Genomic DNA, 22,936 nt, shown 5'->3' on the forward strand with positions numbered 1-22,936 from the left:
GGAGCCAACTGACATGGAGCGTCTGACACGCATTTTGGCCGCAATCACCCGATGGGGGCTGGGCCTGTGCGCGTTGGTTCTGGTGTTGATGGCGTTATACGTCAGCCTCGGCCGCGAGCTGACCCCGCTGGTGGCCGAATATCGTGCCGATATTGAAGACAAAGCCAGCGCCGCCCTCGGCATGCCGCTGCAAATCGGTGGGCTGGAAGGTAGCTGGAGTGGGTTTGCGCCGATCCTGCTCGCCCACGATGTGATGGTCGGCGACGGTGCCAATGCGTTGCGTCTGGACAGAGTGCGGGCTGTACCGGATTTGTGGGCCAGCCTGCTCGCCCGCGAAGTGCGCATCGCACATCTGGAACTCAATGGCCTGAAAATCAGCGTCAAGGAAGCCGAGGATGGCACATGGGCGCTCGAAGGTTTGCCGGTGCAGAAGGATCAACCGTTCGATCCGGTGCAGTTATTCCAGCGCTCGCAAATGATTCAGCAACTGTCGGTACTCGACAGCCAGGTGACCCTGCAACCGCTCGATCACCCGCCGATGACCCTGACCTATGTCGGACTCAGCCTGAAAACCGGCGCCAGTCGCCAGCGTCTCGATGCCCGTTTGACCTTGCCTGACGGTCAGCCTGTAGCGCTGAACCTGCGCACCCGGCTGCGCCCTGATCAATGGCAGAACAGTACGATCGACGGTTACGCCAGTCTGCCGCAGAGCGACTGGTCGAAATGGTTACCCGAACGCCTGACCCAACAATGGAATTTTTCCGAGATCAAGGCCGGCGGCGAGCTTTGGGTCAACTGGGCCGAAGGCGCGCTGCAAAGCGCGGCGTTGCGCCTGAATGCGCCCCAAATCAAAGGCGCCTATGCCGAGCGCAAACCGATCAAGATCGACAATCTGGCGCTCAACGCTTACTACCGCAACAGCCCCGAGGGTGCGCGCGTCACCTTCGATTCGCTAGCCATGAGTTTCGGCGAAACCCGCTGGGAATCGCGGGTTCAAATCCAGCAAACCCGAGCGACCGACAAGGATCAGGAACTCTGGCATTTGCAGGCCGACCGCCTCGACCTGACACCGCTCACACCGTTGCTCAATGCGTTGGGGCCATTACCGCAAGGCGCCGCCACGGCGGTCGAGCGTTTGAAGGTGACTGGCGGCTTGCGCAATGTCTTGCTGGATTTCCGCCCGACTGCCACCGACGGCAACGAATTCGGCTTTGCCGCCAATCTCGATAACGTCGGCTTCGATGCCTATCACGGGGCCCCGGCGGCGCGAAATGTCAGTGGCAGCCTCAGCGGCAATCTGGCTGGCGGCGAATTGCGCCTCGACAGCAAGGATTTTGTCCTGCACCTCGACCCGATTTTTGCCAAGCCGTGGCAGTACCTCCAGGCCAACGCTCGCTTGACCTGGAAGCTCGACAAGGATGGCTTCACTCTGATCGCGCCATACCTCAAGGTGCTGGGCGAAGAGGGCAAGATTGCTGGTGACTTCCTGATTCGCCTGCACTTCGACCACAGTCAGGAAGACTACATGGACCTGCGTGTCGGGCTGGTTGAGGGCGACGGCCGCTACACCGCCAAATATCTGCCCGCAGTCCTGAGCCCGGCGCTCGACGAGTGGCTGCGCACGGCGATTCTCAAGGGCGCGGTCGATCAGGGCTTCTTTCAGTATCAAGGTTCGCTGAGCAAGAATGCCGGCGAGGCTGAACGCAGCATCAGTCTGTTTTTCAAGGTGCATGACGCTGAACTGGCATTCCAGCCGGGCTGGCCGCATGTCAGCAAAGTCACTGGCGATGTGTTCATCGAAGATAGCGGCGTAAGGATCTGGGCGAATAAAGGCCAGTTGCTCGATACCCAGGTCAAAGATGTTTTCGTCAATATTCCTCACGTGCCGGCCGGGCAGAACACCCATATGTTCCTGAATGGGGCATTTGCCGGCGGTTTGGGCGACGGTTTGAAGATTCTTCAGGATGCACCGATCGGCACGGCAGACACTTTTGCAGGATGGGAGGGTGCCGGCGATCTGACCGGCAAGCTCAAGTTGGACATCCCGCTGGCCAAGGGCGATCAGCCGAAAATCCTGGTCGACTTCAAGACCGCCAATGCGCGACTGAAACTGGCCGAACCGACGTTGGAACTGAGCCAGCTCAAGGGTGATTTCCGCTTCGACAGCGCCAAGGGCCTCAGCGGTCAGAACATCGCTGCCCGCGCGTTCGACAAACCGGTCACTGCACAGATTTTCGCCGATGGCAGCCCTCGCAACCTCAAGACCCGCGTCGCGGCGTCGGGGCAAGTCGAGGTTAAAAAGCTCACCGACTGGCTGGGCGTGACCCAGCCATTGCCGGTATCCGGGACGATTCCCTATCAGTTGCAGCTGAATCTGCAGGGTGCCGACAGCCAGTTGATGGTCAGCTCCAGCCTTAAGGGCGTGGCGGTCGATCTGCCCGCGCCGTTCGGCATGGCCGCCGATGTCGGGCGTGACACTGTGTTTCGCATGACCTTGCAAGGGCAGGAGCGGCGTTATTGGGTCAACTACGATCAACTGGCCAATTTCACCTTTGCCGCGCCGCCGAGCGATTTTACCGCCGGTCGTGGCGAATTGTTTCTGGGCGCCGGCGAGGCAGTATTGCCGGGCGCCAAAGGGTTGCGGATTCGCGGCGTGCTGTCGGAGCTGGACGTCGCACCATGGCAGGATCTGGCCAGTAAATACGCCGGGCAGGATCCGGGTGACAGCGCCAAACAGTTGCTCAGCAGCGCGGATATCAAGGTCGGCAAGCTCACGGCGTTCGGCACGACTCTGGATCAGGCTGCAGTGCAGCTGAATCGCAAGCCGGGGGCGTGGAATCTGGCGCTCGACAGTCAGCAGGCCAAGGGCACTGCCAGTCTGCCGGATGCCAAAAGCACGCCGATCGCCGTCAACCTGCAATACGTGAAGCTGCCGGCACCCGATCCCACGGTTCAGGCCGATGAAAATGCCCCTGATCCGCTGGTGTCGGTCGACCCGACGAAAATTCCCGCACTGGATATCACCATCAATCAGCTGTTCCAGGGCCAGGACCTGGTCGGTGGCTGGTCGCTCAAGGTGCGCCCGACGGCGAAAGGTCTCGCACTGAATAACCTCGATATGGGCCTCAAGGGCATTCTGTTGCAGGGCAATGGTGGCTGGGAAGGTGCAGCGGGCTCGACCAGCAGCTGGTTCAAAGGGCGGATCGGCGGCAAGAACCTCGCCGATGTGCTCAAGGGCTGGGGCTTTGCGCCGAGCGTGACCAGCGAAGAATTTCACATGGATGTCGACGGCCGCTGGCCGGGCTCGCCGGCATGGCTGGCGACCAAGCGCTTCTCCGGGACCCTCGATGCCTCGCTGAACAAAGGCCAGTTCATCGAAGTGGAGGGCGGTGCGCAGGCTTTGCGCGTGTTCGGCCTGCTCAACTTCAACTCCATCGGTCGGCGCTTGCGCTTGGACTTCTCCGATCTGTTTGGCAAAGGTTTGAGCTATGACCGGGTCAAGGGGCTGCTGGTGGCGACCAACGGTGTTTACGATACTCAGGAGCCAATTCGCCTGACCGGGCCGTCGAGCAATATCGAGCTCAACGGCAGGCTGGATATGGTAGCGGAGCAGGTCGACGCGAAGTTACTGGTGACTTTGCCGGTGACCAACAACTTGCCAATCGCTGCGCTGATCGTCGGCGCACCCGCAGTCGGCGGCGCGTTGTTCTTGATCGACAAGCTGATCGGTGATCGCGTGGCGCGCTTTGCCAGCGTGAAATACACCGTCAAAGGCCCATGGAAAGAACCGAAAATCACCTTCGACAAGCCTTTTTGAGTAGCATGAGGTTATCCCGCCTGTAGAAGCTGCGGCACGCTGCGATATTTGCTCTTAGACGATCAAGATCAAAAGATCGTCCGATCGCGGCCCGAGCCTGCGGCAGCTCCTACACGGTTATGTGCAGATTCGGAGGAGTGGCCATGTCTTTCGCAGTGATTCAAATGGTCAGCCAGAGCGACGTGCTGGCCAATCTGGTTCAGGCCCGGCGCCTGCTGGAACAGGCTGCGGCAGGCGGCGCCAGGCTTGCGGTGCTTCCGGAAAACTTCGCCGCCATGGGCCGCCGTGACGTCGCCGACATCGGCCGTGCCGAAGCCTTGGGCGACGGACCGATCCTGCCATGGTTGAAACAGACCGCCCGCGACCTCAAGTTATGGATAGTGGCCGGCACATTGCCGCTGCCGCCGGTGGATCAGCCGACGGCCAAGGCGAATGCCTGCTCGCTGCTGGTCGATGAACACGGCGAGGTTGTCGCGCGCTATGACAAGCTGCATCTGTTCGATGTCGATGTGGCGGACAATCGCGGCCGATATCGCGAATCCGATGACTATGCTTATGGCAGTGGCGTGGTAGTGGCGGACACCCCGGTGGGCAAAGTTGGCCTGAGCGTGTGTTACGACCTGCGCTTTCCGGAGCTGTACAGTGAATTGCGCGCTGCCGGTGCCGAGTTGATTACCGCACCGTCGGCGTTTACCGCAGTGACCGGCGCTGCGCATTGGGATGTGCTGATCCGCGCGCGGGCCATCGAGACTCAGTGTTATCTGCTGGCGGCGGCACAGGGCGGCAGCCATCCAGGGCCGCGGGAAACTTTCGGCCATGCGGCGATTATCGACCCGTGGGGGCGCGTGCTGGCGCAACAGGATCAAGGCGAAGCGGTGTTGTTGGCCGAACGCGATAGCGATGAACAGGCGTCGATACGGGCGCGAATGCCGGTGACACGTCATCGGCGGTTTTTCTCGCAGGGCGCACAGCGACCTGCTTCAGAACACGAATTTAAGGCGTAAACCTATGAGCGAGTTGTTGTCCTCAGTCAGTGATCATCTCTTGGCGCCCGGTGGCGTGACGATCGAGAGCCTGCAAGGTGTGCTCGGCGATCTGGCCGGCCCAGGCATCGACGCTGCCGACTTGTACTTCCAGGGGCAGATTTCCGAGTCATGGTCGCTGGAAGACGGCATCGTCAAGGAAGGCAGCTTCAATCTCGACCAAGGCGTCGGCGTGCGTGCGCAATCCGGGGAAAAAACCGGTTTTGCCTACAGCAACGCGATCACCCTCGAAGCGCTTGGCGCTGCGGCGCGCGCGGCACGTTCGATCTCCCGTGCGGGGCAGAACGGCACGGTGCAGGCATTCTCGAGTCAAGACGTCGCTCAGTTGTACGCGCCGGATAATCCGCTGGAAGTCTTGAGCCGCGCCGAAAAAGTCGAACTGCTCAAGCGCATCGACGTCGCGACTCGCGCGCTCGACCCGCGTATTCAACAAGTCAGCGTGAGCATGGCCGGAGTCTGGGAACGCATTCTCGTGGCCTCCACTGACGGCGGCCTGGCGGCGGATGTTCGACCGCTGGTGCGTTTCAACGTCAGCGTGATCGTCGAGCAGAACGGCCGTCGCGAGCGTGGCGGACATGGCGGCGGCGGGCGTACCGATTACCGCTATTTCCTCGCCGAAGACCGCGCCATGGGCTATGCACGTGAAGCGCTGCGCCAGGCGTTGGTCAACCTCGAAGCCATTCCGGCGCCGGCAGGTACTTTGCCGGTGGTGCTCGGTTCCGGCTGGTCTGGCGTGCTGTTGCACGAGGCGGTTGGTCATGGTCTGGAAGGCGATTTCAATCGCAAGGGCAGTTCGGCCTACAGTGGGCGCATGGGCGAAATGGTTGCGTCGAAGCTCTGCACGATCGTCGATGATGGCACCTTGAGTGGCCGTCGCGGATCACTCAGCGTCGACGACGAAGGCACGCCGACCGAGTGCACCACGCTGATCGAAAACGGCGTGCTCAAGGGTTATATGCAGGACAAACTCAACGCCCGTCTGATGGGCGTGGCCCGCACGGGTAACGGTCGACGCGAATCCTACGCGCACCTGCCGATGCCGCGTATGACCAACACTTACATGCTCGGCGGCGAAAGCGATCCGGCGGAAATCATCGCTTCGGTGAAAAAGGGCATTTACTGCGCCAACCTCGGCGGCGGTCAGGTCGATATCACCAGCGGCAAGTTCGTGTTCTCGACCAGCGAAGCCTACCTGATCGAAGACGGCAAGATCACGGCACCAGTCAAAGGCGCGACGTTGATCGGCAACGGCCCCGAGGCGATGAGCCGGGTGTCGATGGTCGGTAACGATCTGGCGTTGGACAGCGGTGTGGGCACGTGCGGCAAAGACGGGCAATCGGTGCCGGTGGGAGTCGGTCAGCCGACGCTGAAAATCGATGCGATCACCGTGGGTGGCACGGGCGCATAGGGAACCGTGTGCAGGAGCTGCCGAAGGCTGCAATCTTTTGACTTTGATCGTAAAAAACGAAGATCAAAAGATTGCAGCCTTCGGCAGCTCCTACAGGGGACGAGGTTTAACGCAGGCCGCGTTGAGTGTCGTCCAGCTCACGGATGTACTTGAAGATCTTGCGGCTGGAAGCAGGCGCTTTGTTTTGCGCAACTTCGTGCTGAGCCTGACGGATCAGGGAACGCAATTGCTGGCGCTCTGCGTTCGGGTACTCGGCGACGAATTTCTCCAGCACGGCGTCATCGCCCGCAATCAAGCGGTCACGCCAGCGTTCGAGATTGTGAAAACGCTCGTTGTACTGACGAGTCGAGGCATCGAGTTGATCGAGCAGCGTGAGAATCGCGTCAGTGTCCTGATCGCGCATCAGCTTGCCGATGAACTGCAAGTGCCGTTTACGCGCGATATTCGCGGTGTGCTTCGGCGCATCGGCCAAGGCCCGGCGCAAAGCGTCGGTCAGTGGCAGTTTTGCCTGCAAGTCGGGCTTGAGTGTTGTAAGGCGCTCGCCAAGGTCAACCAGAGCATGCAGCTCGCGTTTGACCTGAGATTTGCTTTTTTCTCCCGTATCGAGGGAGTCGTCGTAAGAATCAACCATGGTGGCAGTCCGCAAAGAAACGCCGCCATGATAACCAGTCGGGGGCCGCTTGTCCGGCCCGGTCGCTCGATGACCCTAGCCGAAAGCAGAATTTGAGTGGAGATGAGCATGAGTGCAGTTGAAAGCGTCGGCCCGCAGGCATTGCCGGCACTGCAGGATCAAGTCGAGCAGATCATCGCCGAAGCCAAGCGTCAGGGCGCCAGTGCCTGCGAAGTCGCGGTGTCGTTGGAGCAGGGCTTGTCGACATCGGTGCGCCAGCGCGAAGTCGAGACGGTCGAATTCAACCGCGATCAAGGTTTTGGCATCACATTGTATGTCGGCCAGCGCAAGGGCTCTGCCAGCACGTCTGCCACTGGGCCGGATGCGATTCGGGAAACCGTCGCTGCGGCGCTGGCGATTGCCAAGCATACCTCCGAAGACGAAGCCTCAGGCTTGGCGGACGCGGCATTGATGGCTCGTGAACAGCAGGATTTCGACCTGTTCCACGCTTGGGACATCACCCCGGAGCAAGCCATCGAAAAGGCGTTGTCATGTGAGGCGGCCGCTTTCGACGCCGACGCACGCATCAAAAACGCCGACGGCACGACGCTCAGCACCCATCAAGGCTGCCGTGTTTACGGCAATAGTCACGGCTTTATTGGTGGTTATGCGTCGACCCGGCATAGCTTGAGCTGCGTGATGATCGCTGAAGCGGACGGGCAGATGCAGCGCGATTACTGGTACGACGTCAGCCGTCAGGGCGAGTTGTTGGCCGATCCGGTCAGCATCGGTCAGCGGGCAGCGCAACGTGCGGCGAGCCGTTTGGGCGCACGTCCGGTGCCGACATGTGAAGTGCCGGTGCTGTTTTCAGCGGAACTGGCTGGCGGTTTGTTCGGCAGTTTCCTCTCGGCAGTCTCCGGTGGCAGCCTGTATCGCAAATCCTCGTTCCTTGAAGGCACGTTGGGGCAGAAGCTGTTTCCGGAATGGCTGACCATTGATGAGCGTCCGCACCTGATGCGCGCCATGGGCAGTGCGTCTTACGACGGCGATGGGCTGGCAACGTACGCGAAACCGTTCGTCGAAAAAGGCGAATTGGTCTCGTACATTCTGGGGACCTACTCCGGGCGCAAACTCGGCATGCCGAGCACCGCCAACGCTGGCGGCGTGCACAATCTGTTCGTCACCCATGGCGATGAAGACCAGGCCGCGCTGTTGAAGCACATGGGCCGCGGATTGTTGGTCACCGAGCTGATGGGCCATGGCTTGAACATGGTCACCGGCGACTATTCGCGCGGAGCCGCAGGTTTCTGGGTCGAAAACGGCGAGATCCAGTTCGCGGTGCAGGAAGTGACCATCGCCGGCAACATGCGCGACATGTTTAAACAGATCGTTGCGGTGGGTAATGACCTGGAGTTGCGCAGCAACATCCGCACCGGCTCGGTGTTGATTGAACGGATGACTGTCGCAGGAAGCTAAGCCCCGGCCGACACACCAAAAGGCGCGCCATCCACCCGGATGGCGCGCCTTTTTCATGCCTGCCCTGTAGGAGCTGCCGCAGGCTGCGATCTTTTGATCCTGTTTTTACCCGTCAAGGCGTAGATCGCAGACTGCGGCAGCTCCTGCACAAGCACTCTTGTTTTGGTTCTCATTATCATCTAATAATAAATCTCATTATCGGATGAGCCCCGAATCATGAGTTCTGCCTTGCACGAGCAGCCTTACCTCGAAAGCTGGCGCTGGATGAGCCGCCAGATCCGCTGCGCGATGGATCCCGACGAGCCGCGCCTGATCGAGCATTACCTGGCCGAAGGGCGATACCTGTCTTGTTGCACCACGACCTCCGCCTGGACAGTCGCTGAAACCTCATTCCGTCTGCTGCTCGATACGGCCACCGACATCGCGTTGCCCTGGCACTGGCGCAGTCTCTGTCTCGATCAAGCCTGGCGCCCGTTACGTGAAATGGAGCGCCTGTCGCTGTGCCAATGCCGACTCAAGCGCTGGCAACGCTACACCTGGCAGCTCGCCACCTGCGAATTGCAACCGTCGATTCCTCTCATAGAACTGCTGCAAGGACACTCGAATGACCAAGACACGTATTGAGCGCGACAGCATGGGCGAACTGCAGGTGCCAGTAGACGCTCTCTACGGCGCGCAGACCCAGCGCGCGGTGGATAACTTCCCGATCAGCGGCAAACCGATGCCAACGCAGTTCATCCGCGCGTTGATTCTTGCCAAAGCCGCTGCCGCCCGCGCCAACGTCGAGCTCAACCAGATCGGCGCGGCGCAGGGCAAAGCCATCAGCGACGCTGCACAAGGTCTGCTCGAAGGTGATTTCATGCAGCACTTCCCGGTGGATATCTTCCAGACTGGCAGCGGGACCAGCTCGAACATGAACGCCAACGAAGTGATCGCCACGTTGGCCAGCCGCCTGCTCGGCGAGCCAGTCAACGCCAACGATCACGTCAATTGCGGGCAAAGCAGCAATGACATCATTCCCACCACGATTCACGTCAGCGCTGCGCTGGCCCTGCACGAACAACTGCTGCCAGCGCTGTTGCATCTCGTGCAAGTGATCGAACGCAAGGCCGAGCAGGTGCACCACCATGTGAAAACCGGCCGCACGCATTTGATGGATGCGATGCCGGTGCGCATGAGCCAGGTGCTCAACGGCTGGGCGCAGCAGCTCAAGGCCAACATCGGCCATTTGCAGGATTTGTTGCCAAGCCTGCAATCCCTGGCGCAGGGCGGTACGGCGGTCGGCACCGGCATCAATGCACATCCTGAATTCGCCGCGCGTTTCAGCCGCCACTTGAGCCAGTTGACCGATGTGCAATTCACGCCGGGCAAGGATCTGTTCGCGCTGATCGGCTCGCAGGACACGGCCGTCGCGGTCTCCGGGCAGCTCAAAGCCACGGCGGTGTCGCTGATGAAAATCGCCAACGATTTGCGCTGGATGAATTCCGGCCCGCTAGCCGGCCTTGGTGAAATCGAGCTCGAAGCCCTGCAACCGGGCTCCTCGATCATGCCAGGCAAGGTCAATCCGGTCATTCCGGAAGCCACTGCGATGGTTGCCGCGCAAGTCATCGGTAACGATTCGGTCATCACCGTCGCTGGCCAGTCGGGCAATTTCGAACTCAACGTGATGCTGCCGATCATCGCGCAGAACCTGTTGAGCAGTATCGAACTGCTGGCCAATGCCAGCCGTCTGCTCGGCGACAAAGCCATCGCCAGCTTCAAGGTCAATGAGTCGCGCTTGAAGGAAGCGCTGTCGCGTAACCCGATTCTGGTCACCGCGCTCAACCCGATCATCGGTTATCAGAAAGCCGCCGAGATTGCCAAGCAAGCCTATAAGGAAGGCCGCGCGGTGATCGACGTCGCGCTGGAACACACCGATCTGTCGCGCAGCCAGCTGGAAGAGTTGCTCAACCCCGAGAAACTCACCGCCGGCGGCGTGTAAATCCCGCAACCGCTTTGGAGGCTCACCATGGAGCACTGGAAACGCACGATCGAACGGGCCAATCGCTGTTTCATGCTGGGCGAGCTGATCGATGCCCGTGAGGCTTATCTGCAAGCTCTGGCTCTGGCGCAAGTGTTGTTCGAACGCTGGGCGGACGCCGACGAAGCGGTGGCGGCTTGCGTCATCTCGCACCACAACCTGGCCGATCTGCACCTGCGTCTGAATCAGCCGGAGGAGAGCGCCGAGTATCTCTGCGCAATTCATCAACGCCTGTTACAGACCATGCAGGACGAGCGCTTGCGCCTGGCGTTGCGCGAGGCGGCGCTGCGCCAGAGCAGCAAGACGTACGTCGAACTGCTGAATTTCATCAGCGAACACGGCGAATACCCGCGCACCCAGCGCCTGCTGCACCCGGATACCGGCAATGCGCGCCGCGCGCCTGCCCCACATCACCATGGAGTTCACTGATATGGCTTTTACCTTGCCCGCATTGCCTTACGCCTATGACGCGCTCGAACCACACATCGACGCGCAAACCATGGAGATTCACTACACCAAACATCACCAGACCTACATCAATAATCTCAACGCAGCCGTTGAAGGCACCGAGTACGCCGAGTGGCCGGTGGAAAAACTGGTTGCCAGCGTCAAGGAGTTGCCGGAAAAACTTCGCGCGGCGGTGATCAATCAGGGCGGCGGTCACGCCAATCACTCGCTGTTCTGGGAAGTCATGGTGCCCAACGGCGGAGGCAGGCCGGACGGCGCGCTGGCGAAGGCCATCGATGAGCAACTTGGCGGTCTCGACAGTTTCAAGGAAGCCTTTACCAAAGCTGCGCTGACCCGGTTTGGCAGCGGCTGGGCCTGGCTCAGCGTGACCCCGGAAAAACAACTGATTGTGGAAAGCAGCGGCAATCAGGACAGCCCGCTGATGAACGGCAATACACCGATTCTCGGCCTCGACGTCTGGGAACACGCCTACTACCTGCGCTACCAGAACCGGCGGCCGGAATACATCAACGCGTTCTACAACGTGATCAATTGGCCGGAAGTTGCTGCGCGCTATCAGGCCGCACTGGTCTAAGCCTTCAATAAAAACAATCCAGGGCTGACTATGGGCACTGAAACACTGACGATCGGCAGTGGGCGTATGTTTCGGTACGCAGTGGGATCGTTGTTGCTGTTGGCGGGCATGACTTTGCTCGCCGCTCATGGCCTGGAATGGCTGGATCTGCAGCCCAGACTGTTGCGGGCGCTGCAGGGTGGTGCGATCTGCGCGCTCGGCACGGCGCTGGGCGCGGTTCCGGTGCTGGTGATCCGGCGTATGCCTCAGGCACTCAGTGACACCTTGCTGGGGTTTGGTGCCGGGGTCATGTTGGCGGCAACGGCGTTCTCGCTGATCGTGCCGGGTATTGCGGCAGCCGAAAGTCTTGGCCTGACGCCGTGGGGCGCCAGTGGCCTGATCTGCTTCGGCATCATGCTCGGCGCGCTTGGTCTGTATCTGGTTGATCGCCGGGTCTCGGGGGCATCTCCGGAAATGCTCGTTGGCACGGTTGAGCATCCGGCGATCCCGCCGCGGATCTGGCTTTTCGTATTTGCCATCATCGCCCATAACATCCCGGAGGGTATGGCGGTCGGCGTGTCGGCCGGCGGTGGTATGGCGGATGCGGACAGCCTGGCCATGGGCATCGCTTTGCAAGACGTCCCGGAAGGTCTGGTGATTGCTTTGGTGCTGGCGGGGGCGGGGATGTCGCGGGTCAAGGCGTTTCTGATCGGCGCGGCGTCAGGTCTGGTCGAACCGGTATTCGCCTTGTTGTGCGCATGGCTGGTGAGCCTGGCGCAGGTACTTTTGCCCTTGGGCTTGGCTTTGGCGGCAGGGGCGATGTTGCTGGTGGTGACCCACGAAGTGATCCCCGAGTCGCGACGCAATGGTCATGACAAACTGGCCAGTCTTGGCTTGTTGAGCGGGTTTTGTCTGATGATGGTGATGGATACGGCGTTGGGTTGAATAAGATCAAAAGATCGTCCGATCGCGGCCCGAGCCTGCGGCAGCTCCTACCTTGCGAGGTGCAAATACGGTTACGGCGTCGCACCTGATCCCTGTAGGAGCTGCCGCAGGCTCGGGCCGCGATCGGACGATCTTTTGACTTTGGCTGTCAGCCGCCTTCATCGAAGTAGTTGTTAATCAACGCCACCAACGCATCCAGCGCTTCCTGTTCCTGATGCCCTTCGGTGCTCAAATAGATTTTCGTGCCCTTGCCAGCCGCCAGCATCATCATCGCCATGATGCTTTTGCCATCGACTGTAGTTTCGGGTGTGCGACCCACTCTGATCGTGCAATCCGGATATTGCCCAGCCACGCCAACGAACTTGGCCGACGCGCGGGCATGCAAACCCAGTTTATTGATGATTTCGATTTCACGTGCAGGCATCGCGGTGTGAATCCTTTAGGTGAGGTCGCGGTGGCGAACCTGGACGTTCTTCAGGGTTTTCTGCAGGGCCTGACCCAGGCGTTCGGTCAGGTAGACGGAGCGGTGGTGTCCGCCGGTACAGCCAATGGCAATGGTGACGTAGGCGCGGTTGCTGGCGGCGAAGCGGGGCAGCCACTTGTTCAGGTAGGCAAAGATATCTTGGTACATTTCTTCGACATCGGGCTGTTCTGCCAAATATTCAGCGACCGCCGCGTCGAGACCGGATTGCTCGCGCAACTCTGGTTTCCAGTACGGATTGGGCAGGCAGCGCACGTCGAAAACCAGGTCCGCATCCACCGGCATGCCGCGCTTGAAACCGAATGACTCGATCAGAAACGCCGTACCTGGCTCTGGCTGATTCAGCAGACGCAGCTTGATGGTGTCGCGCAGCTGGTACAGATTCAGATTGGTGGTGTTGATCTTCAGGTCGGCGAGGTCGGCGATAGGGCCGAGCAGGGCAGATTCATCGTGAATCGCCTCGGCCAGAGAACGGTTGGCGTTGCTCAGCGGGTGACGACGACGGGTCTCGGAAAACCGCTTGAGCAAAGTCTCCTCGTCGGCGTCCAGATAAAGCACATCGCACTGGATATGCTTGCTTCTGGCATCTTCAAGCAGTTCTGGGAAGCGTGACAGATGGCTGGGCAAGTTTCGGGCGTCGATCGACACGGCGACCAGCGGTTGCGCCAGTTCCGTGTGGATCAAGGCGCGCTCGGCCAGCTCTGGCAGCAAGCCTGCCGGCAAATTGTCGATGCAATAGTAGCCGTTGTCCTCGAGGACATTCAGCGCGGTACTTTTACCCGAGCCCGAACGGCCACTGACGATGATCAAACGCATGATTAATGCCCGTTCTGCTCGTCCAGTACAACCTGGTACAAGGCTTCGTTGCTCGGAGCGTTACGCAGTTTTTCGCGCACTTCCTTGCGATCGAGCATGCTGGCGATCTGGCGCAACAACTCCAGATGCGCATCGGTAGCGGCTTCCGGGACCAGCAGCACGAACAGCAGATCTACCGGAGCGCCGTCGATGGCGTCGAAATCGATAGGGGCTTCGAGGTGCAGCAAGGCACTGACTGGTGCCGTGCAACCCTTGAGGCGGCAGTGGGGAATGGCGATGCCGTTGCCAAAACCGGTGGAACCGAGTTTTTCACGGGCAATCAGAGCCTCGAAGACATCTTGCATTGCCAGATCCGGCACTTCGCGGTGGATCAGGTTGGCAATCTGTTCGAGGGCTTTTTTCTTGCTGCCGCCCGGCGCGTTCACTTGGGAACGGCCGGGGGTCAGGATGGTTTCAAGTCGGATCATGGGATAGGGGTGTTAACGACCGGTCGCGCCCTGGAGGAGGCTCTGGGTCTTTTCCTTATGCTTTTTGAGTTGGCGATCCAGCTTGTCGGTCAGCAGGTCAATGGCGGCATACATGTCGTCATGCTCGGCATTGGCAACCACTTCTCCGCCGGGAATATGCAGCGTGGCTTCGATTTTCTGCTTCAGCTTTTCGACGTTAAGAATTACCTGAACATTGGTGATCTTGTCGAAATGCCGCTCCAGTCGGTCGAGTTTTTCGCCGATGTAGATGCGCAGGGGTTCGGTCACTTCCAGTTGGTGTCCACTGATGTTGACTTGCATACAGCTTCTCCTTCGTTGCCAGTGCATAAAGCGGCAGGCCGAAAAGCCTGCCACTGGAACGCTGTAACGTGGCTTACATCAACCGCTTGCGTTCGCTCGAAGGCGCGATTCCGAGGGATTCGCGGTACTTGGCGACGGTGCGGCGAGCCACCTGAATGCCTTGTGCCTCCAGTAAACCAGCGATCTTGCTGTCACTCAACGGCTTTTTCTGATTTTCCGCCGCAACCAGTTTCTTGATGATCGCGCGGATCGCCGTGGACGAGCATTCGCCGCCTTCGGAGGTGCTGACGTGGCTGGAGAAAAAGTATTTCAGCTCATAAATACCGCGCGGGGTATGCATGAATTTCTGCGTGGTCACGCGGGAAATGGTCGATTCGTGCATGCCCACCGCTTCGGCGATGTCATGCAGGACCAGCGGTTTCATCGCTTCGTCGCCATACTCCAGAAAACCGCGCTGATGCTCGACGATCTGGGTGGCTACTTTCATCAACGTTTCGTTGCGGCTTTGCAGGCTCTTGATGAACCAGCGAGCTTCCTGCAACTGATTGCGCATGAAGGTGTTGTCAGCGCTGGTATCAGCGCGGCGGACGAAACCGGCGTACTGAGCATTGACGCGCAGGCGCGGTACCGATTCCTGATTGAGTTCGACCAGCCAGCGCTCATTGTGCTTGCGCACGATGACGTCCGGGACGACATATTCGGCTTCGGTCGACTCGATCTGCGAGCCTGGACGCGGATTGAGGGTCTGCACCAGTTCGATGACCTGACGCAGCTCATCTTCCTTGAGCTTCATGCGGCGCATCAACTGGCTGTAATCGCGACTGCCGAGCAGGTCGATATAGTCGCTGACCAAGCGTTTCGCTTCGTTGAGCCAAAGCGTCTTGGCGGGTAGCTGACGCAGTTGCAGCAGCAGACATTCGCTCAGGTTGCGGGCACCGATACCCGCCGGTTCGAATTGCTGGATGCGGTGCAGGACGGCTTCGATTTCGTCCAGTTCGATGTCCAGTTCCGGATCGAACGCTTCGAGGATTTCTTCGAGGCTTTCGTCCAGGTAGCCCTGATTGTTGATGCAATCGATCAGGGTCACGGCGATCAGCCGATCGGTGTCCGACATCGGTGCCAGATTGAGTTGCCAGAGCAGGTGGCTTTGCAGACTTTCGCCGGCAGAGGTGCGCGTGGTGAAATCCCACTCGTCGTCATCACTGCTGGGCAGGCTGCTCGCGCTGGTCTGGTAGACGTCTTCCCAGGCGGTATCGACCGGAAGCTCGTTGGGGATTCGCTCGTTCCACTCGCCGTCCTCGAGATTGTCTACTGTCGGCGCAGTTTCCTGATAGGACGGTTCCTGGATGTCGGTGTTGGGCTTCTGTTCAGCGTTGTCGGCCAATGGGTCCGAGTTGTCGAAGTCGTCGCCTTCTTCCTGGCGTTCGAGCATCGGATTGGATTCCAGCGCCTCCTGAATTTCCTGTTGCAGATCCAGGGTCGACAATTGGAGCAGGCGGATGGCCTGTTGCAGCTGCGGTGTCATCGTCAGCTGCTGGCCCATTCTCAAGACTAGCGATGGTTTCATGGCAGGGGCTTAACACCTTATTCGCCGGCGCTGTGCGCCATCCACTACAGGGCGCCGGAGCGCCAAAATTAAGCAAATTATATGCCTGAAACTGAAGTGTTTGCCTAGAGCGCTGTAACAATTAAAGCGTATAAAAAGCTGCTTCATCGATACAGCGCCCCCGCAGCTCACCCGGGCATGTTCATGCTTACAGGCGGAATTCGTGACCCAGATAGACTTCCTTCACCAGATCGTTGGCAAGGATGGTCTCGGCATCGCCCTCGGCGATCAGCTGGCCGTCATTGACGATGTAAGCCGTTTCGCAGATATCCAGCGTCTCACGCACGTTGTGGTCGGTGATCAGCACACCGATGCCCTTGGCCTTGAGGTGATGGATGATTTGCTTGATGTCGCCGACCGAGATCGGGTCGACACCGGCGAACGGTTCGTCGAGCAGGATGAATTTCGGTGCGGTTGCCAGGGCGCGGGCGATTTCAACCCGGCGGCGCTCACCACCGGACAGGCTCATGCCGAGGTTGTCGCGGATGTGGCTGATGTGGAACTCCTGCAACAGGCTTTCCAGCTCTTTGCGGCGGCCGGCCTTGTCGAGCTCCTGGCGCGTTTCGAGGATGGCCATGATGTTGTCGGCCACCGACAGTTTGCGGAAGATCGACGCTTCTTGCGGCAGATAGCCGATGCCAGCCTTCGCGCGGCCGTGCATGGGCTGATGGCTGACGTCCAGATCATCGATCAAAACGCGACCCTGATCGGCCTGCACCAGGCCGACGATCATGTAGAAACAGGTGGTCTTGCCGGCGCCGTTGGGGCCGAGCAGGCCGACGATCTGGCCGCTGTCGATCGACAGGCTGACATCACGCACGACCTGGCGGCTTTTATAGGCCTTGGCCAGGTGCTGAGCTTTCAGAGTTGCCATTACTGGGTTTTCTCGTCGGTTTTCTTCTTCGGCTGGATCACCATGTCGATGCGCGGACGCGCTTCGGTGACTTTGCTGCCGGTAGCGCGACCGGCGCTGGCCAGTTTTTTCACCGTGTCGTAGACGATTTTCTCGCCCTGAGTGGTGTTGTTGTCCTTGTCGACAACCTTGGCCTTGTCGATCAGCACGACGCGATTTTGCGCGGCGTGGTATTGAATCGTCACGCCCCAGCCCTGCACAGGCTTGGTGTCGCCAGCGGTTTGCAGCTGTTCGAAGTAAGCAAGGTTGCCGACCGAAGTCACCACGTCGATATCACCGGTCTGGGTGCGGGTGATGGTCACGGTGTTGCCTTTGACGATCATGGAACCCTGGGTAATGATCACGTCACCTTTGTAGGTGGCGACGCCATTCTTGTCGTCCAGCTGGGCGTCGTCGGCCTGAATGCGGATTGGCTGCTCCTGATCGTTCGGCAGGGACCAGGCGCTCACGCTTCCCAGTGCTGCGCCCAGACTGAGCAAAATAGGGAGGGTTTTAACGAGCCTCATACTGTCCTCTTACGTTCGATTGCAGGTGTATCCTGCTTTCCTTCAGGTACGCTTTCATTCCTACGCCAGTCGATACACCGCCAGCGCCCTCGATTCTAACGGGTTGCTCGGTCTGCGCATATTCCCGCTGCGGGAACACTGTCATGCGAGTGGAAGTGATCAGCGTGTCACGTTTCTTTTCATCGGTACGCTTTACGCGCACCGAATCGATCAATTCGACTTCGGTACCGCCCGAGTTCACTTCGCCGCGCTCACTGGTCACGTGCCACGGAAAATCCGTGCCGCGGTACATGTTCAAGTCGGGTTTGGTGACCAGGGTGATGTCGGTTGCCTTGACGTGCTCGGCTTTGTCGGACGTCATTTCGTACTGCACTTTGCCGTCCGGCAGGTACTGCACGGTATGCGTGTTGGTTGCATACCAGTCGATAGGGTTGTCCACCGTCGAAGTCGGTGGCTTGTCGAGGAAGCGTTCCGGACTGATGTTCCAGTAGCCGACGGCGGCGAAGATCGCCGCGATGCAGCCGAACAACAGAAAGTTACGAAATTTTTTGCTAAACATGGTCTGGCTCACAGATACGCAGCGTTGGCGGCATCGAGGCGGCCCTGGGCGCGCAGGATCAACTCACAGAATTCGCGGGCGGCACCTTCGCCGCCACGGGCGCGGGTAACGCCATGGGCGCGTTCTCGGACGAAATCGGCCGCATTGGCGACCGCCATGCCCAGGCCGACGCGGCGAATCACCGGCAGGTCAGGCAGGTCGTCACCGAGGTAAGCGACTTCTTCATAGCTTAGGCCCAGTTGTTCGAGCAGGCCGTCCAGCACCACCAATTTATCTTCGCGCCCCTGAAACAGGTGCGGGATGCCCAGGTTTTTCGCGCGACGCTCGACCACCGGGGTCTTGCGACCGCTGATGATGGCGGTTTGTACGCCAGCATTCATCAACATTTTGATGCCTTGGCCATCGAGGGTATTGAACGTCTTGAATTCACTGCCGTCTTCGAGGAAGTACAGGCGGCCGTCGGTGAGGACGCCATCGACGTCGAACACCGCCAGTTTGATCGCTTTGCCGCGTTGCAGCAGATCGTTGCTCATTACATGACTCCTGCGCGCAGCAGATCGGAGAGGTTGAACGCGCCGATCGGGCGATCCTCCTCATCGACGACTACCAGTGCGTTGATTCGATGGTCTTCCATGATTTTCAGGGCTTCGGCGGCGAGCATCTCGGGCCGGGCGGTCTTGCCGTGAGCGGTCATCACCTGGTCGATGGTGGCGCTGCGGATGTCGATGCTGCGATCCAGCGTGCGGCGCAAATCGCCGTCGGTGAAGATCCCGGCCAGTTTGCCGTCGGTTTCAAGGATCACGGTCATTCCCAGGCCTTTGCGGGTCATTTCCATGAGGGCGTCCTTGAGCAGCGTGCCGCGCTGTACTTGCGGCAGCTCCTGGCCGGCGTGCATGACGTTTTCCACTTTCAGCAACAAGCGACGGCCCAACGCGCCGCCCGGATGGGAGAAGGCGAAATCTTCAGCGGTAAAGCCGCGCGCTTCGAGCAATGCAACAGCCAGAGCGTCGCCCATCACCAGCGCCGCGGTGGTGGAGGAGGTCGGTGCCAGGTTCAGCGGACAGGCTTCCTGCTCGACGTGGACATTGAGATTGACCTCGGCGGCCTTGGCCAGTGGCGATTGCGGGTTGCCGGTAACGCTGATCAACTGGATGCCCAGGCGCTTGATCAGCGGCAGCAGGGTCACGATTTCGTTGGTCGAGCCGGAATTGGACAAAGCCAGGATCACGTCATCGCGGGTGATCATGCCCATGTCGCCGTGGCTCGCCTCCGCCGGGTGTACGAAAAACGCCGGCGTCCCGGTACTAGCCAGGGTCGCGGCAATCTTGTTACCAACATGCCCCGACTTGCCCATGCCGACCACGACCACACGGCCTTTGCTGGCCAGAATCATCTCGCAAGCGCGCACGAAATCGGCGTCGATATGGGGCAACAAGCCTTGGACGGCCTCCACTTCGAGCTGGATGGTGCGTTGTGCCGATTGAATCAGGTCGCTGGATTGGCTCATGTCAGAAATCGTATAGCCCGATGAAAAGGCGGCGATTATAGCGGTTATGTTGCAAAGCCTCACGCAAGTTCGTCGTGCTTTGTCATTACTCGTTACCAAAACCCTTCAAAAGTGGCTTCGGCCCTGTCCTGTCGCTGATTGCGGCAGGGTTCATGCTTGGGCGCTTGGCCTTTGCAGTGATATAGTTCGCCGCCAGTTCGGCCTGCCCGGGATGATGTGCTTTCTGATGAAAGACAGGCGTCCGAGTGAGAGGCTGCATCGCAAGGAGTTTAGATGAGTGCCGATAACGCCTACGCGGTCGAGCTGAAGGGAGTCTCCTTCAAGCGCGGTGCGCGCAGCATTTTCAATAACGTCGATATTCGCATCCCGCGCGGCAAGGTCACCGGCATCATGGGGCCTTCCGGTTGTGGCAAGACCACGCTGCTGCGGTTGATGGGCGCACAGTTGCGTCCCGCCAGCGGCGAAGTCTGGGTCAACGGTCAGAACCTGCCGAAGCTGTCGCGCAGTGATCTGTTCGATGCGCGCAAGCACATGGGTGTGCTGTTCCAGAGCGGCGCGCTGTTCACCGATCTCGATGTGTTCGAGAACGTCGCTTTTCCCCTGCGCGTTCATACCGAGCTGCCGGAAGAAATGATCCGCGACATCGTCTTGCTCAAGTTGCAGGCGGTCGGTTTGCGCGGTGCCATTGAGTTGATGCCCGACGAGTTGTCCGGTGGCATGAAGCGCCGCGTTGCACTGGCCCGAGCCATCGCGCTCGACCCGCAGATTCTCATGTATGACGAACCCTTTGTCGGTCAGGATCCCATCGCCATGGGTGTGCTGGTGCGCCTGATCCGTCTGCTCAACGATGCGCTGGGCATCACCAGCATCGTGGTCTCCCACGATCTGGCCGAGACCGCGAGCATCGCCGACTACATCTATGTAGTGGGTGATGGTCAGGTGCTGGGGCAGGGCACGCCGGATGAATTGCTGAATTCGGATGAGCCGCGTATCCGGCAATTCATGACCGGAGATCCAGATGGCCCGGTGCCGTACCATTTTCCAGCGACGGATTACCGCGCAGATCTTCTGGGGAAGCGCTGATGCGCAGAATTTCATTATTAGAACGCGTACGCCGGTTCGGCGCTGCAGCGATCGACGCCATTGCGGTGTTCGGTCGTGCCACGCTGTTCCTGTTTCACGCCTTGCTCGGGCGCGGCGGGATCAGCGGCGGTTTTGGCCTGCTGGTCAAACAGCTGCACTCGGTCGGCGTGATGTCGCTGGTGATCATCGTCGTTTCGGGGATCTTCATCGGCATGGTTCTGGCGCTGCAGGGCTTCAGTATTCTGTCGAGCTACGGTTCAGAGCAGGCGGTCGGGCAGATGGTTGCCCTGACGTTGCTGCGCGAACTCGGCCCGGTCGTGACAGCACTGTTGTTCGCTGGCCGCGCCGGTTCGGCGCTCACCGCTGAAATCGGCAACATGAAATCTACCGAACAGCTTTCCAGTCTGGAAATGATCGGTGTCGATCCGCTCAAGTACATCATTGCCCCGCGTCTGTGGGCCGGCTTCATTTCCCTGCCGGTGCTGGCGATGATTTTCAGCGTGGTGGGCATCTGGGGTGGTTCGTGGGTGGCCGTCGACTGGCTGGGCGTGTATGAAGGCTCGTACTGGGCGAACATGCAGAACAGCGTCAACTTCACCAGTGACGTGCTCAATGGCGTGATCAAAAGTATCGTTTTCGCCTTCGTTGTGACCTGGATCGCCGTATTCCAAGGCTATGACTGTGAACCCACTTCCGAGGGAATCAGTCGTGCCACCACCAAGACCGTGGTGTATGCCTCGCTGGCAGTGCTCGGCCTGGACTTTATTCTGACCGCTTTGATGTTTGGAGATTTCTGATGCAAAACCGCACCCTGGAAATCGGTGTCGGCCTGTTCCTGCTGGCAGGGATCCTGGCTTTGCTGCTGCTCGCATTGCGCGTCAGTGGCCTGTCTCCGACGTCGACCACCGACACGTACAAGCTGTACGCCTATTTCGACAATATCGCCGGTCTGACCGTCAGAGCCAAAGTGACCATGGCCGGTGTAACCATCGGCAAGGTCACGGCCATCGATCTGGATCGCGACAGCTTTACCGGTCGTGTCACGCTGCAGGTTGATAAAAAGGTCGACAATCTGCCGGTTGATTCCACAGCGTCTATTCTCACCGCGGGTCTGCTGGGCGAGAAATACATCGGTATCAGCGTCGGCGGCGAAGACACCCAGTTGAAAGATGGTGGAACCATCCACGACACGCAGTCGTCACTGGTACTGGAAGACCTGATCGGTAAATTCCTGCTCAATACCGTTAGCAAAGACGCCAAATGAGGAGCTTTTGAATGATCTCTATCTTGCGACGTGGCCTGTTGGTGTTACTCGCGGCATTGCCGCTGATGGCTAACGCTGCACCGGGGCAATCGGCACACGACCTGGTTCAGGACACGACCAACCGGTTGCTGTCTGACCTGGCGGCCAATAAAGAGAAGTACAAGCAGGATCCGAGCGACTTCTACGCAGCGCTCAACAACATCGTCGGGCCGGTTGTGGATGCCGAAGGCATTTCCAAAAGCATCATGACGGTGAAGTATTCGCGCAAGGCTACGCCAGCGCAGATGCAGACTTTCCAGGAAAACTTCAAAAAAGGCCTGTTCCAGTTCTACGGTAACGCGCTGCTTGAGTACAACAACCAGGGCATCACCGTTGATCCGGCCAAAGACGAGTCGGGCGACCGCACCAGCGTCAACATGACCGTCAAAGGCAGCAATGGCGCGATCTATCCTGTGCAGTACACGCTGGAGAAGATCAACGGCGAGTGGAAACTGCGTAACGTGATCATCAACGGTATCAACATCGGCAAGCTGTTCCGTGACCAGTTCGCCGACGCCATGCAGCGCAATGGCAACGATCTGGACAAGACCATCAATGGCTGGGCCGGTGAAGTGGCCAAGGCCAAGGAATCCACCGAAAAGAACACGCCACAATGAGTGAGGCCGCCGTTCGTATGAGTGATGTCGATGAGCTTTCGCTCAGCGGAGTGCTGGATTACCGCACCGGGCCTGATTTGCGCAAGGAAGGTCAGGCGCTGATCAAGTCCAGCAAGGCGGCAGCGCTTGTGATCGATTGCTCGGCGGTGAAGAAGTCCAGCAGCGTCGGCTTGTCCCTGCTGCTGTGCTTCATGCGCGATGCGCAGGCGGCCGGCAAGACCGTCAGCATCCGCGCAATGCCTGAAGACATGCGCGAAATCGCTCAGGTCAGTGAATTGACCGAGTTGTTGGCGCACCCCTGAACCCACATCTATAAAGAGGCCCCCCGTCAGAGTCCTGCGTTGCGGGGTTCGCAGGCGCGGGGCTTTTTTGTATGATGTCCGACCCGTGCGCACAGGGCGCCGATTGAGGTTGAGC

25 protein-coding genes are annotated in these 22,936 nt (G+C 59.5%); 14 read left to right on the forward strand and 11 right to left on the reverse strand.

The genetic code is table 11. The annotated features are described in order from the left end of the window. Positions 1-13: 13 nt before the first annotated feature. The 3 genes from EL257_RS04525 (at position 14) to tldD (ending at position 6,268) form a co-directional block, all read left to right on the forward strand. Positions 14-3,817, forward strand: coding sequence for a YhdP family protein (locus EL257_RS04525; protein ID WP_126360185.1), 3,804 nt, complete (start codon positions 14-16; stop codon positions 3,815-3,817). A 143-nt stretch (positions 3,818-3,960) separates the two neighbouring features. Then, entirely contained in the window at positions 3,961-4,821 is an 861-nt protein-coding gene (locus tag EL257_RS04530) for a carbon-nitrogen hydrolase family protein (protein WP_126360187.1), read from the forward strand. A gap of 4 nt (positions 4,822-4,825) precedes the next feature. Beyond that, positions 4,826-6,268, forward strand: a complete 1,443-nt coding sequence (tldD, locus tag EL257_RS04535) for a metalloprotease TldD (protein ID WP_126360189.1) — start codon at positions 4,826-4,828, stop codon at positions 6,266-6,268. A gap of 106 nt (positions 6,269-6,374) precedes the next feature. Here tldD and yjgA read toward each other — a convergent pair whose 3' ends face one another. Further along, positions 6,375-6,899 (reverse strand): ribosome biogenesis factor YjgA, encoded by a 525-nt coding sequence (gene yjgA / locus EL257_RS04540; protein WP_126360191.1) that lies wholly within the window; start codon positions 6,897-6,899, stop codon positions 6,375-6,377. A 102-nt stretch (positions 6,900-7,001) separates the two neighbouring features. On the opposite strand from yjgA, the gene pmbA reads away from it, so the two are divergent. The 6 genes from pmbA to EL257_RS04570 all read left to right on the forward strand — a co-directional run bounded on the left by pmbA (position 7,002) and on the right by EL257_RS04570 (position 12,340). Beyond that, positions 7,002-8,354, forward strand: coding sequence for a metalloprotease PmbA (pmbA, locus tag EL257_RS04545; protein ID WP_172604450.1), 1,353 nt, complete (start codon positions 7,002-7,004; stop codon positions 8,352-8,354). Positions 8,355-8,570: 216 nt separating this feature from the next. Next, the gene (locus EL257_RS04550) at positions 8,571-8,978 is read left to right on the forward strand and encodes a FagA protein (protein WP_126360195.1); all 408 of its coding nucleotides are present in this window, start codon (positions 8,571-8,573) and stop codon (positions 8,976-8,978) included. Beyond that, the gene (locus EL257_RS04555; protein WP_126360197.1) at positions 8,959-10,335 is read left to right on the forward strand and encodes a class II fumarate hydratase; all 1,377 of its coding nucleotides are present in this window, start codon (positions 8,959-8,961) and stop codon (positions 10,333-10,335) included. Before EL257_RS04550 ends, EL257_RS04555 begins: the two co-directional genes overlap by 20 nt. Before the next feature lie 27 nt (positions 10,336-10,362). Then, entirely contained in the window at positions 10,363-10,803 is a 441-nt protein-coding gene (locus tag EL257_RS04560; RefSeq protein WP_110719038.1) for a hypothetical protein, read from the forward strand. Between the two features lies 1 nt (position 10,804). Further along, entirely contained in the window at positions 10,805-11,416 is a 612-nt protein-coding gene (locus EL257_RS04565; protein WP_126368000.1) for a superoxide dismutase, read from the forward strand. Positions 11,417-11,446: 30 nt separating this feature from the next. Next, entirely contained in the window at positions 11,447-12,340 is an 894-nt protein-coding gene (locus EL257_RS04570; RefSeq protein WP_126360199.1) for a ZIP family metal transporter, read from the forward strand. A 148-nt stretch (positions 12,341-12,488) separates the two neighbouring features. Here EL257_RS04570 and EL257_RS04575 read toward each other — a convergent pair whose 3' ends face one another. The 10 genes from EL257_RS04575 to EL257_RS04620 form a co-directional block, all read right to left on the reverse strand. Further along, positions 12,489-12,764: an HPr family phosphocarrier protein gene (locus EL257_RS04575; RefSeq protein ID WP_126360201.1), complete on the reverse strand. Its 276-nt coding sequence runs from the start codon at positions 12,762-12,764 to the stop codon at positions 12,489-12,491. Positions 12,765-12,779: 15 nt separating this feature from the next. Beyond that, the gene (gene rapZ / locus EL257_RS04580; protein WP_126360203.1) at positions 12,780-13,637 is read right to left on the reverse strand and encodes an RNase adapter RapZ; all 858 of its coding nucleotides are present in this window, start codon (positions 13,635-13,637) and stop codon (positions 12,780-12,782) included. A 2-nt stretch (positions 13,638-13,639) separates the two neighbouring features. Continuing rightward, positions 13,640-14,104 carry a PTS IIA-like nitrogen regulatory protein PtsN gene (ptsN, locus tag EL257_RS04585; RefSeq protein WP_126360205.1) on the reverse strand — a complete coding sequence of 155 codons (465 nt, stop codon included), beginning with the start codon at positions 14,102-14,104 and terminating at the stop codon, positions 13,640-13,642. Between the two features lie 12 nt (positions 14,105-14,116). Continuing rightward, complete coding sequence (gene hpf / locus EL257_RS04590) at positions 14,117-14,425, reverse strand: ribosome hibernation-promoting factor, HPF/YfiA family (protein ID WP_126360207.1); 309 nt, start codon at positions 14,423-14,425, stop codon at positions 14,117-14,119. Positions 14,426-14,498: 73 nt separating this feature from the next. Further along, positions 14,499-15,992 (reverse strand): RNA polymerase factor sigma-54, encoded by a 1,494-nt coding sequence (locus EL257_RS04595; protein WP_126360209.1) that lies wholly within the window; start codon positions 15,990-15,992, stop codon positions 14,499-14,501. A gap of 187 nt (positions 15,993-16,179) precedes the next feature. Further along, a complete protein-coding gene (gene lptB / locus EL257_RS04600) occupies positions 16,180-16,905 on the reverse strand; it encodes an LPS export ABC transporter ATP-binding protein (protein ID WP_008085069.1) in 726 nt (241 codons plus the stop codon). Continuing rightward, on the reverse strand, positions 16,905-17,450 hold the full coding sequence (gene lptA / locus EL257_RS04605; protein ID WP_126360211.1) for a lipopolysaccharide transport periplasmic protein LptA: 546 nt from the start codon (positions 17,448-17,450) through the stop codon (positions 16,905-16,907). The genes lptB and lptA overlap by 1 nt, the downstream gene beginning before the upstream one ends. Continuing rightward, on the reverse strand, positions 17,437-18,009 hold the full coding sequence (gene lptC / locus EL257_RS04610; protein ID WP_126360213.1) for an LPS export ABC transporter periplasmic protein LptC: 573 nt from the start codon (positions 18,007-18,009) through the stop codon (positions 17,437-17,439). Before lptC ends, lptA begins: the two co-directional genes overlap by 14 nt. Before the next feature lie 8 nt (positions 18,010-18,017). After that, on the reverse strand, positions 18,018-18,542 hold the full coding sequence (locus EL257_RS04615; RefSeq protein WP_126360215.1) for a KdsC family phosphatase: 525 nt from the start codon (positions 18,540-18,542) through the stop codon (positions 18,018-18,020). Next, positions 18,542-19,516, reverse strand: a complete 975-nt coding sequence (locus tag EL257_RS04620) for a KpsF/GutQ family sugar-phosphate isomerase (RefSeq protein ID WP_126360217.1) — start codon at positions 19,514-19,516, stop codon at positions 18,542-18,544. Before EL257_RS04620 ends, EL257_RS04615 begins: the two co-directional genes overlap by 1 nt. A 273-nt stretch (positions 19,517-19,789) precedes the next feature. On the opposite strand from EL257_RS04620, the gene EL257_RS04625 reads away from it, so the two are divergent. Genes EL257_RS04625 through EL257_RS04645 form a run of 5 tightly spaced genes read left to right on the forward strand, consistent with a single transcriptional unit; the run spans position 19,790 to position 22,821 of the window. Beyond that, positions 19,790-20,599: an ATP-binding cassette domain-containing protein gene (locus EL257_RS04625; RefSeq protein ID WP_126360219.1), complete on the forward strand. Its 810-nt coding sequence runs from the start codon at positions 19,790-19,792 to the stop codon at positions 20,597-20,599. After that, positions 20,599-21,396, forward strand: a complete 798-nt coding sequence (mlaE, locus tag EL257_RS04630; RefSeq protein WP_126360221.1) for a lipid asymmetry maintenance ABC transporter permease subunit MlaE — start codon at positions 20,599-20,601, stop codon at positions 21,394-21,396. The genes EL257_RS04625 and mlaE overlap by 1 nt, the downstream gene beginning before the upstream one ends. Then, on the forward strand, positions 21,396-21,863 hold the full coding sequence (gene mlaD, locus EL257_RS04635) for an outer membrane lipid asymmetry maintenance protein MlaD (protein ID WP_126360223.1): 468 nt from the start codon (positions 21,396-21,398) through the stop codon (positions 21,861-21,863). Before mlaE ends, mlaD begins: the two co-directional genes overlap by 1 nt. An 11-nt stretch (positions 21,864-21,874) precedes the next feature. Next, positions 21,875-22,519: an MlaC/ttg2D family ABC transporter substrate-binding protein gene (locus tag EL257_RS04640; protein WP_126360225.1), complete on the forward strand. Its 645-nt coding sequence runs from the start codon at positions 21,875-21,877 to the stop codon at positions 22,517-22,519. Then, complete coding sequence (locus EL257_RS04645; RefSeq protein WP_126360227.1) at positions 22,516-22,821, forward strand: STAS domain-containing protein; 306 nt, start codon at positions 22,516-22,518, stop codon at positions 22,819-22,821. Before EL257_RS04640 ends, EL257_RS04645 begins: the two co-directional genes overlap by 4 nt. The last annotated feature ends 115 nt before the right edge of the window (positions 22,822-22,936 follow it).

Source organism: Pseudomonas fluorescens (assembly GCF_900636825.1).
GTDB classification, from domain to species: domain Bacteria; phylum Pseudomonadota; class Gammaproteobacteria; order Pseudomonadales; family Pseudomonadaceae; genus Aquipseudomonas; species Aquipseudomonas fluorescens_BG.

Excerpts from the sequence above, each read along its gene's own strand:
- EL257_RS04525 (WP_126360185.1), top strand. The coding sequence starts at position 14 with ATGGAGCGTCTGACACGCATTTTGGCCGCAATCACCCGATGGGGGCTG.
- EL257_RS04530 (WP_126360187.1), top strand. The coding sequence starts at position 3,961 with ATGTCTTTCGCAGTGATTCAAATGGTCAGCCAGAGCGACGTGCTGGCC.
- tldD (WP_126360189.1), top strand. The coding sequence starts at position 4,826 with ATGAGCGAGTTGTTGTCCTCAGTCAGTGATCATCTCTTGGCGCCCGGT.
- yjgA (WP_126360191.1), bottom strand. The coding sequence starts at position 6,899 with ATGGTTGATTCTTACGACGACTCCCTCGATACGGGAGAAAAAAGCAAA.
- pmbA (WP_172604450.1), top strand. The coding sequence starts at position 7,002 with ATGAGCATGAGTGCAGTTGAAAGCGTCGGCCCGCAGGCATTGCCGGCA.
- EL257_RS04550 (WP_126360195.1), top strand. The coding sequence starts at position 8,571 with ATGAGTTCTGCCTTGCACGAGCAGCCTTACCTCGAAAGCTGGCGCTGG.
- EL257_RS04555 (WP_126360197.1), top strand. The coding sequence starts at position 8,959 with ATGACCAAGACACGTATTGAGCGCGACAGCATGGGCGAACTGCAGGTG.
- EL257_RS04560 (WP_110719038.1), top strand. The coding sequence starts at position 10,363 with ATGGAGCACTGGAAACGCACGATCGAACGGGCCAATCGCTGTTTCATG.
- EL257_RS04565 (WP_126368000.1), top strand. The coding sequence starts at position 10,805 with ATGGCTTTTACCTTGCCCGCATTGCCTTACGCCTATGACGCGCTCGAA.
- EL257_RS04570 (WP_126360199.1), top strand. The coding sequence starts at position 11,447 with ATGGGCACTGAAACACTGACGATCGGCAGTGGGCGTATGTTTCGGTAC.
- EL257_RS04575 (WP_126360201.1), bottom strand. The coding sequence starts at position 12,764 with ATGCCTGCACGTGAAATCGAAATCATCAATAAACTGGGTTTGCATGCC.
- rapZ (WP_126360203.1), bottom strand. The coding sequence starts at position 13,637 with ATGCGTTTGATCATCGTCAGTGGCCGTTCGGGCTCGGGTAAAAGTACC.
- ptsN (WP_126360205.1), bottom strand. The coding sequence starts at position 14,104 with ATGATCCGACTTGAAACCATCCTGACCCCCGGCCGTTCCCAAGTGAAC.
- hpf (WP_126360207.1), bottom strand. The coding sequence starts at position 14,425 with ATGCAAGTCAACATCAGTGGACACCAACTGGAAGTGACCGAACCCCTG.
- EL257_RS04595 (WP_126360209.1), bottom strand. The coding sequence starts at position 15,992 with ATGAAACCATCGCTAGTCTTGAGAATGGGCCAGCAGCTGACGATGACA.
- lptB (WP_008085069.1), bottom strand. The coding sequence starts at position 16,905 with ATGGCAACTCTGAAAGCTCAGCACCTGGCCAAGGCCTATAAAAGCCGC.
- lptA (WP_126360211.1), bottom strand. The coding sequence starts at position 17,450 with ATGAGGCTCGTTAAAACCCTCCCTATTTTGCTCAGTCTGGGCGCAGCA.
- lptC (WP_126360213.1), bottom strand. The coding sequence starts at position 18,009 with ATGTTTAGCAAAAAATTTCGTAACTTTCTGTTGTTCGGCTGCATCGCG.
- EL257_RS04615 (WP_126360215.1), bottom strand. The coding sequence starts at position 18,542 with ATGAGCAACGATCTGCTGCAACGCGGCAAAGCGATCAAACTGGCGGTG.
- EL257_RS04620 (WP_126360217.1), bottom strand. The coding sequence starts at position 19,516 with ATGAGCCAATCCAGCGACCTGATTCAATCGGCACAACGCACCATCCAG.
- EL257_RS04625 (WP_126360219.1), top strand. The coding sequence starts at position 19,790 with ATGAGTGCCGATAACGCCTACGCGGTCGAGCTGAAGGGAGTCTCCTTC.
- mlaE (WP_126360221.1), top strand. The coding sequence starts at position 20,599 with ATGCGCAGAATTTCATTATTAGAACGCGTACGCCGGTTCGGCGCTGCA.
- mlaD (WP_126360223.1), top strand. The coding sequence starts at position 21,396 with ATGCAAAACCGCACCCTGGAAATCGGTGTCGGCCTGTTCCTGCTGGCA.
- EL257_RS04640 (WP_126360225.1), top strand. The coding sequence starts at position 21,875 with ATGATCTCTATCTTGCGACGTGGCCTGTTGGTGTTACTCGCGGCATTG.
- EL257_RS04645 (WP_126360227.1), top strand. The coding sequence starts at position 22,516 with ATGAGTGAGGCCGCCGTTCGTATGAGTGATGTCGATGAGCTTTCGCTC.